14 protein-coding genes are annotated in these 16,777 nt (G+C 70.7%); 8 read left to right on the top strand and 6 right to left on the bottom strand.

Annotation, left to right across the window (positions count from 1 at the left end):
* Positions 1-79 precede the first annotated feature (79 nt).
* The 3 genes from HPS36_RS05100 to HPS36_RS05090 all read left to right on the top strand — a co-directional run bounded on the left by HPS36_RS05100 (position 80) and on the right by HPS36_RS05090 (position 5,023).
* Complete coding sequence (locus HPS36_RS05100) at positions 80-1,732, top strand: PAS domain S-box protein (protein ID WP_173228880.1); 1,653 nt, start codon at positions 80-82, stop codon at positions 1,730-1,732.
* Between the two features lie 89 nt (positions 1,733-1,821).
* Entirely contained in the window at positions 1,822-3,969 is a 2,148-nt protein-coding gene (locus tag HPS36_RS05095; RefSeq protein ID WP_173228878.1) for an acetate--CoA ligase family protein, read from the top strand.
* Positions 3,962-5,023, top strand: coding sequence for a phosphotransacetylase family protein (locus HPS36_RS05090; protein ID WP_173228876.1), 1,062 nt, complete (start codon positions 3,962-3,964; stop codon positions 5,021-5,023). Before HPS36_RS05095 ends, HPS36_RS05090 begins: the two co-directional genes overlap by 8 nt.
* 16 nt (positions 5,024-5,039) lie before the next feature.
* Here HPS36_RS05090 and HPS36_RS05085 read toward each other — a convergent pair whose 3' ends face one another.
* Positions 5,040-6,836, bottom strand: coding sequence for a hybrid sensor histidine kinase/response regulator (locus HPS36_RS05085; protein ID WP_173228874.1), 1,797 nt, complete (start codon positions 6,834-6,836; stop codon positions 5,040-5,042).
* Between the two features lie 253 nt (positions 6,837-7,089).
* Between HPS36_RS05085 and HPS36_RS05080 the strand changes: the two genes are divergently transcribed.
* Positions 7,090-8,205 (top strand): DUF7139 domain-containing protein, encoded by a 1,116-nt coding sequence (locus HPS36_RS05080; RefSeq protein WP_173228872.1) that lies wholly within the window; start codon positions 7,090-7,092, stop codon positions 8,203-8,205.
* A gap of 27 nt (positions 8,206-8,232) precedes the next feature.
* On the opposite strand, the gene HPS36_RS05075 is transcribed toward HPS36_RS05080, so the two are convergent.
* Both HPS36_RS05075 and HPS36_RS05070 read right to left on the bottom strand, forming a co-directional pair.
* Positions 8,233-9,342: a DUF373 family protein gene (locus tag HPS36_RS05075; protein ID WP_137717205.1), complete on the bottom strand. Its 1,110-nt coding sequence runs from the start codon at positions 9,340-9,342 to the stop codon at positions 8,233-8,235.
* Positions 9,343-9,485: 143 nt separating this feature from the next.
* Complete coding sequence (locus tag HPS36_RS05070) at positions 9,486-10,208, bottom strand: DUF6517 family protein (RefSeq protein ID WP_053771924.1); 723 nt, start codon at positions 10,206-10,208, stop codon at positions 9,486-9,488.
* Positions 10,209-10,363: 155 nt separating this feature from the next.
* Between HPS36_RS05070 and HPS36_RS05065 the strand changes: the two genes are divergently transcribed.
* Together HPS36_RS05065 and HPS36_RS05060 are read left to right on the top strand one after the other, a co-directional pair.
* Complete coding sequence (locus HPS36_RS05065) at positions 10,364-11,362, top strand: radical SAM protein (protein ID WP_173228870.1); 999 nt, start codon at positions 10,364-10,366, stop codon at positions 11,360-11,362.
* A gap of 389 nt (positions 11,363-11,751) precedes the next feature.
* Positions 11,752-12,048, top strand: coding sequence for a DUF7130 family rubredoxin-like protein (locus HPS36_RS05060; protein ID WP_173228868.1), 297 nt, complete (start codon positions 11,752-11,754; stop codon positions 12,046-12,048).
* A gap of 338 nt (positions 12,049-12,386) precedes the next feature.
* On the opposite strand, the gene HPS36_RS05055 is transcribed toward HPS36_RS05060, so the two are convergent.
* From HPS36_RS05055 to HPS36_RS05045, 3 genes are all read right to left on the bottom strand, one after another.
* The gene (locus HPS36_RS05055) at positions 12,387-12,641 is read right to left on the bottom strand and encodes a preprotein translocase subunit TatA (RefSeq protein WP_173228866.1); all 255 of its coding nucleotides are present in this window, start codon (positions 12,639-12,641) and stop codon (positions 12,387-12,389) included.
* A 53-nt stretch (positions 12,642-12,694) separates the two neighbouring features.
* Entirely contained in the window at positions 12,695-14,023 is a 1,329-nt protein-coding gene (gene nreA, locus HPS36_RS05050) for a DNA repair protein NreA (RefSeq protein ID WP_173228865.1), read from the bottom strand.
* Positions 14,024-14,125: 102 nt separating this feature from the next.
* The gene (locus HPS36_RS05045) at positions 14,126-15,112 is read right to left on the bottom strand and encodes a transcription initiation factor IIB (RefSeq protein ID WP_121561476.1); all 987 of its coding nucleotides are present in this window, start codon (positions 15,110-15,112) and stop codon (positions 14,126-14,128) included.
* A gap of 223 nt (positions 15,113-15,335) precedes the next feature.
* On the opposite strand from HPS36_RS05045, the gene rnhA reads away from it, so the two are divergent.
* The gene (rnhA, locus tag HPS36_RS05040) at positions 15,336-15,932 is read left to right on the top strand and encodes a ribonuclease HI (protein ID WP_173228863.1); all 597 of its coding nucleotides are present in this window, start codon (positions 15,336-15,338) and stop codon (positions 15,930-15,932) included.
* Positions 15,919-16,734 (top strand): DUF7108 domain-containing protein, encoded by an 816-nt coding sequence (locus HPS36_RS05035; RefSeq protein ID WP_235681742.1) that lies wholly within the window; start codon positions 15,919-15,921, stop codon positions 16,732-16,734. Before rnhA ends, HPS36_RS05035 begins: the two co-directional genes overlap by 14 nt.
* Positions 16,735-16,777 lie beyond the last annotated feature (43 nt).

Raw genomic sequence — 16,777 nt, 5'->3', positions numbered from 1 at the left:
CCCTCGATCTGCGCCGATTGTTCTCGTCGCTGATAATCGAACGGTCAACGTTTTAGGCCAGTTCGCAGACGGGTTTCGTATGTCTCGGCCGCCGGAACCAGAGACCCTCATCGATCTCGCGCAGGACAAAATCGCGGTGATCGACGAGACGGGTCGGTTCCGGTACCTCAACGCTGCCACTCACGACCTGCTCGGGTACACGCCCGACGAACTCGTCGGGACGAACGCCTTCGACCTGATTCACCCCGACGACGCCGACCGGGTCCTGGCGGCGTTCGAGCGCCTCGTCGTCGACGGCGAACGCCCGGACGCCCCGCTGGAGTACCGCTACGCGACCGCCGACGGCGACTGGGTGTGGTTCCGCACCCGCGTGTTCCCGCCCGCCGACACCGGACTCGACGGCTACGCGCTGAGCTCTCGCGATATCACCCTCGAAGTCGAGTCCAGGCGCCGCCTGGAGACCATCGCCTCGACCTCGCCGGACGTGCTGTGGATGTTCACCGCCGACTGGTCGGAGCTGCTGTTCGTCAACGGCGCGGCCGAGTCGGTGTTCGGGATCGACCCGGACACGCTCGAAACGCGGCCGCGAGCGTTCCTGGAGGCCGTCCACCCCGACGACCGGGAGGCCGTCGAGGACTCGATGGAGCGGCTCTCCGCCGGCGAGCCGACGAACCTCGACTACCGGATCGGGTCGCGCGACGGACCGACCAGTTGGGTCAGGGTGCCCGCCCGTCCCGTGATCGAGGACGGCGAGGTGGTCGCGGTCACGGGGTTCGCGCGCGACGTGACCAACGAGTACCGCCGCGAGCGACAGCTCACGGTGATGGACAACCTGCTCCGGCACACGATCCGCAACGACATGAACATCGTCGACGGCACTGCGGAGCGGATCGCCGAGCGGGTCGCCGACGCCGTCCCGTCCGGCGACGGGGAGGCGGCCAATGTCGACCTCGCCGGCCTCGCCGCCGACCTGATCGACCACGCCGAGACGGTCCGCCGCGTCGCGGACGACCTGCTGACGACCGCGGAGAAGCAGCGCGGCGTGATCGACCTCCTGCGGCAACACGAGCCGCCGCAGCGGCTCCGGGTCGCCCCCCTCGTCGAGCGCGCGGTGGCGGACGCCGTGGGGGACCCGAGCGACTCGCCCGCCGACGTCTCCGTCACCTGTCCCGAGGACGCGCGGGCGTTCACGCACCCCGAACTCGACTACGCGATCGCCGAGCTGATCGAGAACGCGATCGAACACGCGGAGGGGACGGCGACGGTCGAGATCGAGGTCACGGCGCCCGGCGACCGCGTCGAGATCGCGGTCCGGGACGACGCGCCGCCGATCCCGGCGGCCGAGCGGGACCCTATCACCGACCGGTGGAAGATGGACGACCTCAGACACACCGGCGGGATGGGGCTGTGGCTCGTCTACTGGATCGCGGACCGCTCCGGCGGGGACCTCGCGTTCGACCCCGGCCCCGACGGGAACGAGGTGACGATCAGCGTCCCCGACGCCGACTGCGAGCCCTCCTTCTCGGTGGCGGAGCGGGGGCACCCGGCGGCCGCGCCGGTCAGCCCGTCGGCGGCCGGGATCGACCGCGGGTCGACGGCGCCGGTCTCCGGCTCCGAGACGGTCTCCGAGTCCGACGCCGACGGGGGAGCCGTTGCCGCGTCCGCCGCGGACGGCGGGGTGGACGGGTCCGACGCGTCTCCCGAGGCGTCGACGGGATCGACCGACGGCTGACCGAAACCCGATCGATCGTTCACCGTTGGATTCGATTTCGAAGAACCTCCCACCGATCTTAAGCCGGCGCTTCGCGTACTCCCGCGTTGATGGGTACGCTCAACGAGCTGTTCGACCCGGACCGGGTCGCCGTCGTCGGCGCCACCACCCGCGAGGGGGCCGTCGGCCGCGCCGTCACGTCGAATCTCCTCGACGACTTCGACGGCGACACGGTCCCCGTCAACCCGAACTACGACGAGGTGCTCGGCACGCCCTGCGTCGACGACGTCGCCGACGCGGACGCCGACGTCGCCGTGATCGTCGTGCCCCCCTCGATCGTCTTGGACGCCATCGAGGCGTGCGGCGAGGCGGGGGTCCGCAACGTCGTCGTGATCACCGCCGGGTTCGGCGAGACGGGAGAGGACGGAGCGGCGAGGGAGCGTCGCCTCGCGGAGCTAGCCGACGAGTACGACCTGAACCTCGTCGGCCCCAACAGCCTGGGGATCATGTCGACGCCCTCGGGGATGAACGCGACGTTCGGTCCCGAGAACGCACTCCCCGGCGGGCTCTCCTTCATGAGCCAGTCCGGCGCGTTCGTCACCGCGGTCCTCGACTGGGCCAACGACAACGGGATCGGGTTCAAGGACGTGGTCTCGCTCGGCAACAAGGCGGTCTTAGACGAGACGGACTTCGTCGACCACTGGGGAGACGACGAGGAGACCGACGTGATCATCGGCTACCTGGAGGGGATCGAGGACGGGCGCGAGTTCATCGAGACCGCCCGCGAGACCACCCAAGACACCCCCATCGTCGCCGTGAAGTCCGGCCGGACGAGCGCGGGCGCGCAGGCGGCCTCCTCGCACACCGGCACCCTCGCCGGCTCCGACAAGGCGTACGAGGCCGGCCTCGACCAGGCGGGCGTCATCCGCGCCGAGTCGGTCGACGAGCTGTTCGACTCGGCGGGCATCCTCGGGAGCCAGCCGCTGCCCGACACCGACAGCGTCGCGGTCGTCACCAACGCCGGCGGCCCGGGCGTGATGGCGACCGACGCGGTGGGCGACGCCGACCTCGACATGGCGTCGTTCACCCGCGAGACCAGCGACGCGCTCGCGGCGTCGATGCCCGAGGAGGCGAACATCCACAACCCGGTCGACGTGATCGGCGACGCGGACGTCGAGCGGTTCCGCGAGGCGCTGGAGATCACCGTCGAGGACGACAACGTCGGCGCCGCCCTCGTGTTGGCCGCGCCGACGGCGACGATCGACTTCGGCGACCTCGCGGACGCGATCGAGGCCGTCAGCGAGGAGATGGACGCGCCCGTCGCGGCCTGCCTGATGGGCGGCGACCGGACCCGCGAGCCCAAACAGCAGCTCCAGGCGAAGGGGATCCCCTGCTACTTCGACCCCGCGCGCGCCATCGACAGCCTCGCGACGCTCGCGCGCTACCGCGACATCAAGGCCCGCGAGTACGCGCCGCCCATGGAGTTCGACGTCGACCGCGAGCGCGCCCGCGAGATCCTCGCCACGGTGCGCCACCGCGACGACAACCGCCTGGGCGTCGAGGCGATGGACCTCCTCGACGCGTACGGCATCCCCACGCCCGACGGCGAGATCGTCGACTCGCCGGAGCGCGCCCGCGAGGTCGCCGAGCGCGTCGACGGCGACGTGGTGATGAAGATCGTCTCGCCGGACATCCTGCATAAGTCCGACATCGGCGGCGTCGCCGTCGGCGTCGCCGACGCGGACGTGGCCGACACCTACGAGGACCTCGTCACCCGCGCCCGCAACTACCAGCCGGACGCGACCGTCCTCGGCGTCCAAGTACAGGAGATGGTCGACTTAGACGACGGCGTCGAGACCATCGTCGGCATGAACCGCGACCCGCAGTTCGGCCCGCTGCTGATGTTCGGGCTCGGCGGCATCTTCGTGGAGGTGATGGAGGACACCACCTTCCGCGTCGCGCCCGTCTCCGAGCCCGAGGCCCGCGAGATGACCGAGGAGATCCAGTCGGCGCCGCTGCTGCGGGGCGCCCGCGGCCGCGACCCGGTCGACGTCGACGCCGTGATCGAGACGATCGGCCGGCTCTCGCAGCTGGTCACCGACTTCCCGGCCATCCTCGAACTCGACATCAACCCACTCGTCGCACTGCCCGACGACGACGGCGGCACGAACGCCGCCGCCGTCGACGTGAGACTCACCGTCGACCCGGAGGCACTCGACCCCGAAGCCACCGACCCGGAGGCACCCACCGATGACTGACACACCCACCACACTCGTCACCGCGACCGGAGACAGCGCCGGAAAGACAGCGATCACCGTCGCCCTCGCGCGGCTCGCGGCCGACCGCGACCGCAGCGTCGGCTACATGAAACCGAAGGGCACGCGGCTCCAGTCGAACGTCGGCAAGACGCTCGATCAGGACCCCATGCTCGCCCGCGAGGTGCTCGGCTTGGACGCCGAGATGCACCAGATGGAGCCCGTCGTCTACTCGCCGACGTTCGTCGAGGGCGCGGTCCGCGGCACCGAGGACCCCGACGCCCTGCGCGACCGGATCCGCGAGGAGTACGACGGGATCGCCGCCGACAACGACCAGGTGTTCGTCGAGGGCGGCGGCAGCTGGACGACCGGCGGCGTCGTCGACCTCACCGACGTCGACGTCGCGGAGCTGCTCGACGCGCGGGTGGTGCTCGTCGCCGACTACGACTCGCCGAACGACCTCGACGAGGTGCTGGCGGCCGCCGACGCGTTCGGCGACCGCCTCGCCGGCGTCGTGTTCAACAAGGTGTCCGACGACGCCTTCGAGTCGCTCGACCAGGACGGGATCCCGTTCCTCGAATCGAAGGGCATCACCGTCTTCGGCGCGCTGCCGTACGAGAAGGAGCTCGCCGGCGTCACCGTCGGCGAGCTGGCCGACGAGCTGGGCGCCGAACTGCTCACGGACGCGCCCACCGACGCGTTCGTCGAGCGCTTCCTCGTCGGCGCGATGGGCGGCGACGAGGCGCTGCGCTACTTCCGGCGCGCCCGCGACGCCGCGGTCATCACCGGCGGCGACCGCGCCGACGTCCAGACCGCGGCGCTCGACGCCTCCGGCGTCGCCTGTCTCGTCTTGACCGGCGGTCACCGCCCCTCGGGCGCGGTGCTGGGCAAGGCCGCGGACGCCGGCAGGCCCGTCCTCGCCGTGAACACCGACACGGTCACCGCCATCGACCGCGCCGAGGAAGTCGTCCGCGGCGGCCGGACGCGCGACGTCCGTACCGTCGACCGGATGGCGGAGCTACTCGCCGACTACGTCGACGTCGACGCGCTGGTCTGAGCGGCGCGCGCCGCGCCTACGCGGCGAACCGGACCCCGGTGATCTCGAACCGCGCGCCGCCGGCCGCGCTTTCGGTGACGGTCACGTCCCAGCCGTGCGCGTCCGCGATCTCGCCGACGATCGCCAGCCCGAATCCGGTGTTGTCCGGCACCGTCGAGTACGCCGACTCGAACACCGCCTCCCGGTCGGCCGCGGCGATCCCGGGGCCGTCGTCCGCGACGTAGAACCCGTCCGCGAGGCGCCCGACCTCGACGGTCACCTCCGGACCGACGTGGTCGATGGCGTTCCGGATCAGGTTCTCGAGGAGCTGTTTCAGCCGCCCTCGGTCAGCCACCACCGTTCGGTCGGCGTCGACGTTCAGCGTCGCGTCGCCGGTCTCGACGCCCGCCCAGCACCCCTCGACCACCTCCTTCAGGGGGACGGGCTCGGTCTCGGTGACGACCTTCCCCTCGCGCGCCAACGACAGCAGATCGTCGACGAGCGCCTGCCCGCGTTCGAGCGCCTGCTCGGCCTCGAGGAGCTGGTCGCTGTCGCACTCGGCCCGGGCCAGTTCGAGCCGCCCCTCGACCACGTTCAGCGGGTTCCGGAGGTCGTGGCTGACGACCCTCGCGAACTTCTCTAAGCGCTCGTTCTGTCGCTGGAGCTCCTCCTCGCGCTCCCGCCGCTCTGTGATGTCCCGCGCGATGTGGAGCCCGGCGACGACGTCGCCGTCCTCGCGGACCGGCGCCGTCCGTATCTCGAACACCCGGTCCTCGTAGGGCACCTCGACGCGCTCCGACGCTCCGGCCAGCGTCGCCTCGTGGACCGCCTCGATCGTCTCGATAAGCTCCTCGGGGAACCGCTCGACCTCGGAGACGCTGCGCCCCACGATGTCGTCGGGATCGGTGTCGAGCGGGTCGAAGCCGCTCCCGGAGACGATCTGGTACCGAAAATCGCGGTCGACGTAGAAGACGCCGCCGTTCGGGAAGTTCTCCGCGAGCGTCCGGTACCGGGACTCGCTTTCCGCGAGCTCCTGCTCGCGCTGTTTCCGTTCGGTGATGTCGGTGATGAACCCCTTTAGGGCGTCCAGTTCGCCGTCGTCCGCGTACACGCCTCGCCCGCGCTCCCACATCCACCTCGTCTCGCCGTCCTCGGTGACGATGCGGTAGGTGACCTCGAAGGTGTCGCCGGCGGAAAGCTCCGCCTGGACGGTCGCCCACATCTCCTCTCTGTCGTCGGGGTGGAGGATGTCCTCGCCCCAGACGACCCCGTCGTCGCCCTCGATCGCGCCGGCGCTGTGCCCGGTGAGGTCCTCGACTTCGCCCCTGACGGTCTCCATCGGCCACCCCGGCTCGTTCCGACACCGGTACACCATCCCCGGCAGGTTGCTGATGAGCGTCTCCAACCGCCGCGTCCGTTCCGCCGCGATGCGCCGCGACCGGTGCGCCTCGACGGCGTTCAGGATCCGGTTGGCGAGCAGCGCGTACTGATCGGCGCTTCCGGACTTCTGAATGTAGTCGGTGACGCCGGCCGAGATCGCGTCGCTGGCGACCTCCTCGCTCCCCTTGCCGGTGTGGAGGATGAACGGGAGGTCGGGGTGGTCGTCGCGGACGGTCTCGAGGAACTCGATCCCGTTTTGTCCCGGCATGTCGTAATCGGAGATCACGCAGTCGAACGACTCGTCGGCCAGCCTGGCCGACCCCTCGGTCCCGCTCGACACGATCTCGACGTCGAACCGGTCGTCTTCGCGTCCGAGAAAGGTCGCAGCCATCTCTGCGAACTCCGGCTCGTCGTCGACGTACAGGACGCGGATCGAGTCGGTTATCGGCTCCATCTGTGCTACCAATTGTCGAATAATCACATCTGGAAGACATAAATCCGGTGGCGACGCTCGCATCTCGCGCCTCCGGTCGCCGACGCCGGCCGTCTCTCCGGCTTTCGCGTCTCGGCCCACGCTTGAGCCCGACCGCTGGCCCGACAGCGCGGTGCGTTCACGAGCGGTCGCCGCCGTCGGACGGCGCGCGCTCGCCCGCCCCGCGGGTGATCGTCTGACGTACTGTTTTCACGGTGGACGACGTACCCCGCCCATGACCAGTCTCTCGGAGGCGTACGGTGGACGGGGGCGCTCCGGGGTCGACCCGCGTCGGCTGTACCTCGGTGTGGGGTCGTTCGTCGCGGGCGCGCTGCTCGTCGTCGCGGGGATCCTCGTGGCGGCCGAGGTGGCGATGCCGTCGGGGTTCTCGTCCGGGACCGCCAGGGAGGTCGGCGGGATCCTCGGCGGCGTCGGCGTCCCGCTCGTGTTGCTCGGCGTGATGGCCGTCCTCCCGGCCGACCGCAACACCTACGCCGCGGCGGCCGTCGGCGCGGCCGTCATGTGTCTCGGCGTGGCCCTGTTCGCTCACGCGTACCCCCAGCAGTGGGTCGGCGGGCCGCGCCCGGAGCTGACCGACCTCACCCTCCCGACCGCGGGCGTCTACTTCCTCGGCGCCGCGACGACGCTGTGGAGCGTGTTCGTCGGCGTCGCCAACTTCAAGACCCGCAACGACCCCGGCGGCACCGTCTCGATGGAGGTGACCCACAAGGGGGAGACGAAGGTGGTCGAGGTCCCCCGCGACCAACTGAGCGGCCCCGGCGGCGTCGGCCTCCTCGGCGGCACCCCCGACGGCGAGGTCGAGACGCAGACGAACCGCCCCGACGACGCGAACCGGCCGACGCCCGGCGCGTCCCGGCCGGCCGATCGAGACCCCGCCGGCGCGGCGGCCGGCACCGGAGCGACGAACGGATCGGGTGCGACCAACGGATCGGGAGCGACGGTCGCCTCCGGGGCGTCCGACCGATCGGGCGGTCGGTCGAACGACCGCTCCGCCGCGGGCGACCGGTCGAACGGCACGGGACCGTCCGGGTCGGGCCGGTCGGGCACGGGCGGCGCCCCCGGCCCCGGCTCGGCGGGCGTGAGCGACGGCGGCAGCGCCGAGACCGACATCAGCTCCCCGCTCGACGGCCCGGGGCCGGAGGGACCGGCCTCGCCGTCGACCCCTTCCCCCGGCTCCCCCGCCGCGCGCGACGGCCCCGGCGACGCCTACTGCGGCAACTGCGAGAAGTTCGACTACGTCCGGACCGAAGACGGGATGCGCCCCTACTGCGCGCACTACGACGAGCTGATGGACGACATGGAGGCGTGCGACGCCTGGACGCCGCGGTAGACGACGGACGCCCGTTTTCTCCCCGCCTCACACCGGTTCCGCGGACGGGAGCTGCGACTCCGCGACCGCGAACGCGAGCGTGCTCAACACGCCGATGAGCGTCCCCGCCGCGAGCGCCAACGCCAGCTCCGAGAGGCCGAGCGCCGTCACGCCCGGCGCGTCCGGGAGGAAGAACCCGGAGACCGCGAACAGCACGACGGCGATTGAGGCCACGTAGAACGGCGCGTTGAGGTAGCGCCACCGGAACCGACCGGCGAGGTACTCGTCGGTGATCTGGCCGAGGCTGGAGGTGACGCCCGCGACGCCGAGCCACTGGACGAACCCGTGGACGAACGCCGCGAGGGCGGTGCCGGCGGCGAGCGGGCTCCCCAGCGCGGTCCGGACCGTGTCGACGGTGTCGACCCCCTGAACGCCGCCGACGACGATCAGCGCGAGCGCGACGACGTAGGTGACGAGCGTCACGCGGCCGGTGTACAGCACGTTGCGGACGCTCTCAGCGGCGCCGTCGACGCTCTCTTCGAGCCCCAGCCCGCGGAACAGCGAGTAGAGGCCGACGGCGCCCGAGAGGATCCCCAGCACGGCCGCGCCGGCGACGTCGAAGAGGTTCGCGACGACGACGAGCGGGTAGATGAGGAGGAGCACGCCCAGCGGGATGAGGATCGTCCCGCGGGTCTCCGGGTCCGCGAGGACCTGCTTGATCGTGTAGTACAGCGACTCGAGGTCCTGCGCCTGGCGGACGACGACGCGGCGCATCCCGTCGATCGGCATCCGCGACCGGATCACGGGGAGGACGGACTCGTCTTGGGCGCCGTCGGTGATCACGACCGCCGACACCTCCTCGCCGGTCGACAGCTCGGCGAGCACGCGGTCGACCTCCTGACCGACCGCGCGATTCGCCTTCACGTCGGGGCCGTCGACGCCGGTGACGGCCGCGACCTCGACGGCCTCGCCCTCCGCGGCGAGCTCGTCGTGGACGTTGACGCCCTGGAAGAGGACGTTCACGTCGGAGTCCTCCGGGTCGGCGGTCGCGAGCGCGACCGCGGCCTCCGTGACGTCCTCGTCGCCGATGACGGGGGTAGGGATCCCCGTCTTGCGGCCGAGGTCGTCGTCGAGGTCGACGCAGAGGACGAGCAGCATCGGTCGAGGCTACGCGGGGGGACGGCATATGTTTTCGGCTCGGAGCGCTCGGGTCCGTCGAACCCGGCGACCGCGTCGGCCCGCGCGGCCGAGTTTGCGCGCGCGGCCGCGTTCGTGCGCGTCGCCCCGCGCCGCCGCGTCCGTCAGTTCTCCTCGTTCGGCTCGTGTTCGATCCCGTTCATCATCCGGCGGACGTTCTCGCCGTCGCTGAACGCGGCCGGGTACGCCGCGAGCGGGAGGACGAAGTCGCTCCCGACGCCGACCGGCTCGCCGATGTGGAGCTCCAGCTCGGTGGTCACGCCGGTGCCCTCGATCTCCGCGTCGGCCGTGTACACGACGACCCCGGCGTCCGAGCCGAGGACCTCGGTCGAGTACTCCGAGCCGCGTTCGAGGTCCCCGACGCCCTCGAAGCGGCTCAGGATGAGCTCGGCGCGCTCGCGGGTGCTGAACTCGGCGATCGGGTTCAGCGCCCGGCCCAGTACCTCGATCTGCGGCGTCGTCACCGCGGCGAAGACGGCGGCCTGGTAGCGCTCGCCGAACAGCTCGACGGCCTTGTCGTACTCGGCGACCGTGTTCGTCACCCGGACCTCGCGGGTCTGCCCGGCCGCCTCGACCTCCCGGGAGAGGGTCTCCTCCGAGACCTCGTTGAGCTCGTACCCGCTCTCCGAGAGCGTGGCGTCGGCGACCGTGGCCGTGCCGGCCGCGAACTCCGCCGGCCCCTCGCCGGTGGCGACCTCGAACGCGGTACAGCCGGCGAGGCTCGCGAGACCGACCGCCCCGCCCGCCGCGAGCGCCCGGCGACGGGTGACGGCGTCGCTCGCGTCGCTGTTCTCGGCGTCGTGCTCGGCGGTCGGGTCTCGGTTCATGGCCGTCACTGACGGCGGCGGGGGTACATACTTTGTGTTCGGGCGGGTCGGACGGCCGCCCGTTCGGTCGTCCCGTCACGCCGCCGTGACAACCGCTCTCGCCCGACTCCGCGCTTCGCACGCTTTTTCACGTCGCGGCCGGTAGAGGGGGGTAGATGATCTCCAAGGGCTGTGAACAGTGCGCCAAGGGCGGGAAGATGGTACTTTTCGTCTACGGGTACTGCGACCAGCGGGACTGCTTCTACTGCCCCCTCGGAGAGAACCGGAAGAACGTCACCGACGTGTACGCCAACGAGCGGAAAGTCGAGTCGGACGAAGACGTGATCGAGGAGGCAAAGCGCATGAGCGCGCTCGGCACCTCGATCACCGGCGGCGAGCCGCAGGAGGCGATGGCGAAGACGACCCGGTACCTCGAACTCCTGAAAGACGAGTTCGGCGAGGACCACCACACCCACCTCTACACCGGGATCACGGGCGGCCGCGAGAACATGCGTCGCCTCTCGGAGGCGGGCCTCGACGAGATCCGCTTCCACCCGCCGCTGGAGATGTGGGGCGACATGCACGGCACCGAGTGGGAGGAGATCCTCCACATCGCCCGCGAGGAGGGGCTCACGCCCGCCTTCGAGATCCCCGGCATCCGCGCGGAACCGGAGTTCTTGGAGTTCTTAGACGAGGGCGCCGCGGAGTTCTGTAACATCAACGAGTTCGAGATGTCCGACGGGAACTACCGCCGGATGCAAGCGGAGGGGTTCGAGCTCCAGGAGGGCCACATGTCCGCCGTCGAGGGGTCGAAGGACGACGCCATCCTCGAGGAGATGGCGAGCCACGAGAAGGTGTACTTCTGTACGTCGGTGTTCAAAGACGCCGCCCAGCACCGGAACCGCCTCAAGCGGATGGCGCGGAACATCCGCCGCGAGTTCGACGAGGTGACCGACGACGGGACTCTGGTCTACGGGAAGGCGTTCGCCGACCCCGAGCGGTTCGAGGCGCTCGGCGTCCCCGAGGAGTTCTACACCGTGAAATCGAACCACGTCGAGGTGGCGTGGTGGCTGCTCGAAGAGATGGTCGAGGACGGCGACCTCGACGAGGGCGAGATCGTCGAGCAGTACCCGACCGTCGACGGGACGGTCGTCGAGCGCACCCCGGTCGCCTGAGCGGGCGCGGTCCGATTCTTCTGACGAAGATTCCCGGTGCTTACCCGCAGGAACGGCGGTGGCGCGCGCCTGCGAGGCCGCACCGCGGCCGAGCAGCGCGCGCGAGGGAGTCAGTCGCCGAGCGGAGCGACGGCGACTGACGAGGCTGGGGAGGCGTGAGGCCGCGGTGCTGTGCGGGGCGGGACTCAAAGGGGCAGTCGGGAGGACGAAGCACGGCGCAGTAAGCACCGCAGGAACGAGCGGAGCGAGTAACGAGGAGCGCAACAAGCCGCGCGAGTCCTCCCGGCTGGGGCTTTGGCGGTGTTGGCCGCAGATCCGTGGCCGAACACTCCGCCTGTGTCGTGCCACTCACTGTCACAATTATAAGTGATAAACACGTACGGTCGCGTATGGCCTCCGAAGAACCCGTATTCGCCGACGTGAGCATCGGACAGGCGGTGTACAACGAGGACGGGGAGCGGCTCGGCTCGATCCGCGGGGTCGACGACGACGGCTTCTACGTCGCGTCGCCGTCGGGCACGGACACACTGACGCTCACCGACGCGCGCGACGTGTTCGGCACCGCGTACGTGATGTGGCGCTGCTGGGAGTGCGGCGAGATGGGCGAGATCGGCGACCAGCTCCCCGCGAACTGCCCGAGCTGCGACGCGCCCCGCGAGGAGCTGTACTACTGGGCCGAGGATTGACACGATTACCGTGAGAAGCGGTCTCGCGTTTATACCGTCTTCTTGTGAGCGGCTGACCGTGTAGCTACTGTTGACGCCCCCGAAGCCCCAGCCGCGAGGCGGCCGCACACTCGCTGCGCTCCTCGGTCGCTCGTTTCACTCGCTCCCTACGGTGCTTACTTCGTCTGCGGCCGCCTCGCGGCTGCCCCTTCGACTCCTCCCCACCGCAACCGCACGGCACCTCACGCCTCCCCAGCCTCGTCAGTCGCCCTCCGCGTTGCTCCGGGCGACTGACTCCCTCGCGCGTGCTGCTCGGCCGCAAGGCGACCTCGCAGGCACGCGCCGACCGCTTCGAGCAATTATGAGCTCTCCTCTTCCTCCTCAAGTTCGTCCCCCTCGTCGCCCACCTGCTCGCGGAGGCGCTCGACCTCCGCCTCCAGTTCGGCGATTCGGTCGGCGTCCGCCCCTCCGTCGTCGGAGCGCGTCGTGAGGTACACCACCGCGCCCGCGACGAGGACGAGCGGCACGCCGAAGAGGAGCACGGCGATGATCATGATGATTATCAGCTCCGGACCGCCGGGCACGCCGCCGAACGCGGGGACGAGAGAGACCATGTGCCGTCCACTCGACGGCGCGACTAAAGCGATCGGGGCGAGGGGTCCGCGGCTCAGTCCGCGTCGACGAAGTCCGCGAGGTTCGCCTGGAGCCCGGCCGCGAGCGTCGACTTCCGGCGCAGGCGCCCCAGCGAGACGGGGAGGTGGTCGGCGACGCCGCGGACCGCCTCGCCGAACGTCTCGGCGGCCCCGAACTCGCCGTCGAAGGCGTTCCGGACGGCCTCGCGCACCTGCCAGACGCCGACCGGGCCCCAGTAGTCGTCGGAGACGTGGCGGAGGACGAGCGCCTTCGCCTGCCGGCCGCGCTCGTCGAGGTGTTCTAAGACGCCGAGCCGGGCCGCGTAGTAGGCGCCCGCCGTCTCCTCGACGTAGCCGGTCCGGCCCTCGCGCCCCTCGCTGGCGGCCGCGAGGTATACCCCCGCCTCGGGGTCGGGGTTCCAGATGGAGCCGGGCGACTTCATCTCGACGAGCTCGTACTCCCAGCGCCCCGGGACCAAGATTACCCAGAACGCGTTGCCGAGGTACTCGTTGCGGTGGACCTCGATCCGATCGACGGTCGGGTTGTCGCGGATCGAGCCGCGGAGGAACTGGCCGACCGTGTCGTCGACGGCCGTGATCGACCAGCGCGTCGGGACGAGCCGGCGGTTCTCGCCGCGCCCCAGCGCGCCCGCCGAGAGGATCGTGTTGATCTCGTACACGTCGAACCCGCGGCGGTAGAGGTAGGTCATCGCGCCCTCGGCGCGCCAGTCGTCGTCTTCGAGCGTCTTCTTCACCGGGCGCGGCACGTGCGGGTTCTCGCCGAGGTCGGCGCGCTGCGCCGCGGCGCGCGGCCCCGTCGGCGTCTTGATGTCCTCCGTCCCCACGTCGAAGTCGAGGTCCGGGCGGCCGTCGAGCCCGATCTCCACGTCGACCGGGCGGTCCGCGATCGCGACCTCGCGTTGGACGCCCAGCCAGCCGTCCCACGCGTCGTGGACGCTCTCGGCGGGCCCCCTGCCGCCTCCGACCGACTTCGCCCCGCCCGTCGCGCCCGCGTCCGCGACGTCGACGCCGCGGGTCGAGTTGAGCAGGCTGGTCCGGCGGTCGAACACGTCCGAAATCGAGACGCCCTCGTCGTACCACGCCGCGGAGGTCTCGAACGCTTCCGCGCGCTCCTCGCGGCCGACCGGCGAGAGCAGGCCCGTCGAGACGTTCGGGTAGTCCGCGCGGCCGACGAAGATGGAGGGCGAGACGCTGCCGACCACGGCGTCGTCGGAGACGTGTTCGTCGAAGCGCCGCTCGAAGGAGTCGAGGTGATCGAGGATGCCGTAGTCCTTCTCCGCGGCGAGGCGCCGCCGCTCGGCGCGCTCGTTCGCCTCGAACTCGATGAACTCGTCGAGCCGCATTCGGATCGGCGTTGGCGGCGCACCGGCTTGAACGTTTCCGGCGCGGGCGCCCGTCAGAACGGCAGAGAGGGGAAAGGTGAGAGACCGCGGGACCGAGGCCGCCTAACTGTGGATGCCCATCGCTTCGATCTGCTCTTGGTACCGGTTGCGGATGGTGACCTCGGTGACCTGCGCCACGTCGGCGACCTCGCGCTGGGTCTTCTTCTCGTTACAGAGCAGCGACGCGGCGTAGATGGCGGCGGCGGCGTAGCCGGTGGGCGACTTCCCGGAGAGGAGGCCCTGCTCGGCCGTCGTCTCGATGATCTCGTTGGCCTTCGACTGGACCTCCTCGGAGAGCTCCAGCTCCGAGGAGAAGCGCGGGACGTACTTCTTCGGGTCGACCGGCCGCATCTCTAAGCCGAGCTCCTGGGAGATGTAGCGGTACGTCCGGCCGATCTCCTTGCGGTCGACCCGCGAGACCTCCGAAATCTCCTCGAGGCTGCGGGGGATCCCCTCCTTGCGGCAGGCGGCGTACAGCGCGGCGGTGGAGACGCCCTCTATCGAGCGCCCCCGGATGAGGTCCTCGTTCAGGGCCCGTCGATAGATCACCGACGCCACCTCGCGTACCGAGCGCGGCACGCCGAGCGCGCTGGCCATTCGGTCGATCTCGGAGAGCGCGAACTGGAGGTTTCGCTCGCCCGCGTCCTTCGTCCGAATTCGCTCCTGCCACTTCCGTAAGCGGTGCATCTGCGACCGCTTCTTCGAGGAGATGGAGCGGCCGTAGGCGTCCTTGTCCTTCCAGTCGATGGTCGTCGTCAGCCCCTTGTCGTGCATCGTCTTCGTCGTCGGGGCGCCGACGCGCGACTTCTCCTGCCGCTCCGAGTGGTTGAACGCGCGCCACTCCGGGCCGGGATCGATCTGCTCGTCCTCGATGATCATCCCCGTCTCCTCGTGTATCAGCTCCCCGTCGGCCGTCCGGGTGAGGTCCTCCGGATCGAAGTCCTCGGGGTCCAACTCGTCGACGTCCTCGATGTCTATCTCCGCTTCCTCGGCGTCCTCGTCCCCCACGCGCTGCCGGTCGTGATCCCGTTGCCGGGTGGGCCGTGTCATCGCATTTATATGCTATCCAATCGGTTTAACTTAAAAGTTCGTTACCGTGCGGGTGAGTAGCACGGTCTTTCGCGGCCTCAAACCGGTTCGGGCCGACGGTCGGCGCGGTCGCTGCGTCGGAACCGCGGGACACGCCGCCCGCGTCGGCGGCGCCTCCGATTTCGGCCCCTTTTCAGTCGGCGGACGGACAGCCCTTTGTCCGCCCGGCGCGGAACCCGGACGAATGCCGACGATCGACTGCGACCCGACGGCCGCGCGCGAGCGGCTCGCGGACGCCGGCGTCCGGATCGACGAGGGGAACACGCCCCACGAGCGGTGGCGCGCCGACCGCGACGGGGCCGTCGCGGTCGCGTACGACGACAAGGTCGTCGTCCAGGGGAGCGACCCCACCCGCCTGACCGCCCTGCTTCGCGACGGCGGCGGCCGCGCGCACGTCTACTTCGACGGGGCCTCCCGCGGGAACCCGGGCCCGGCCGCGGTGGGCTGGTGCCTGGTCACGTCCGACGGCGTCGTCGCCGAGGGCGGCGAGCGCATCGGCCGCGCGACGAACAACCAGGCCGAGTACGCGGCGCTGATCCGCGCGCTGGAGGCGGCCGACGAGTACGGCTTCGACGCGGTCGACGTCCGCGGCGACTCCCAGCTGACCGTCAAGCAAGTCCGCGGCGAGTGGAACGCCAACGACCCGGAGCTGCGCGAGCGGCGGGTCCGCGCCCGGGAGCTGCTGGAGCGGTTCGACCGCTGGTCGATCGCCCACGTACCGCGGGAGATAAACGAGCGCGCCGACGACTTGGCGAACGAGGCACTCGATGACGCGAACTGACGACGACCCGCCCGAGTGGGCCAAGGAGCGGGCGCGCGAGATGATGGCGGCGGGAGACGAGGAGGCGGCCGACGACCCCGCGGACGCCGTGGACTCGCCCGATCCCGACGACGAGCGCGTCCCGGACGTGCCGGTCGAGGCGGTCGAGGAGGCGGAGCGGCTCACGCGGCTCGCCCGCGAGGCCGAATCCGCGGAGCCGACCCCGGAGATCGAGCAGGCGGCCGCGCAGTACCGCGAGCGGCGCGACGCCCTCGCGGCCGAGTACGGCTACACCGCGCGCGTCCGCGAGGAGGACGACGCGCTCGTCCTGTACCCCGACGAGTGGATGGACGAGGGGACGGTTCAACTCGACCGCGTCGAGGACACCGACCGCGCGGTCGAGGTGTCGCTGTCCGGTCCCGGCGACGCCGACCGCTACCGCGAGGTGGCCGCGTACAACGAGGCGGTGGCCGCGGCGGTCGCCGAGCGCGAGGCCGCGGTCCACGCGCGCACCGCGGAGACGTTCGCGACGTTCATGAGCAACCACTACGTCCGCACGGTCGACGACGCGACCCCGGAGATGCGGGCGGAGTTCCGCGAGGAGTACCTGGTCCGGAACGGGTGGCCGACCGACGAGCAGCTCGACGCCGTCGACGAGTCGCTGTCCGTGATCGAGTCCGTCGCCGCCGACGTGGACGTCGACGACGTGGCGGTCGACGACGTGGACGATCCCGCTGCCGACGAATCAGGCGACGCCGGCGGGTCCGCCGCCGACGAATCCCCCGACGCCGCGGACTCACCCGACACGAGCGACTCGGCGTAGCGGCCGCTCGGCGGAGAAAAACGCGGCTTTCGCCGCGCCGTGT

Origin of the sequence: Halorubrum salinarum (assembly GCF_013267195.1) — an archaeon.
In the GTDB taxonomy this organism is placed as follows: Archaea; Halobacteriota; Halobacteria; order Halobacteriales; family Haloferacaceae; genus Halorubrum; species Halorubrum salinarum.
The sequence above is the reverse complement of the archived record's forward strand: the minus strand, read 5'-3'. Positions and strand labels throughout refer to the sequence as shown.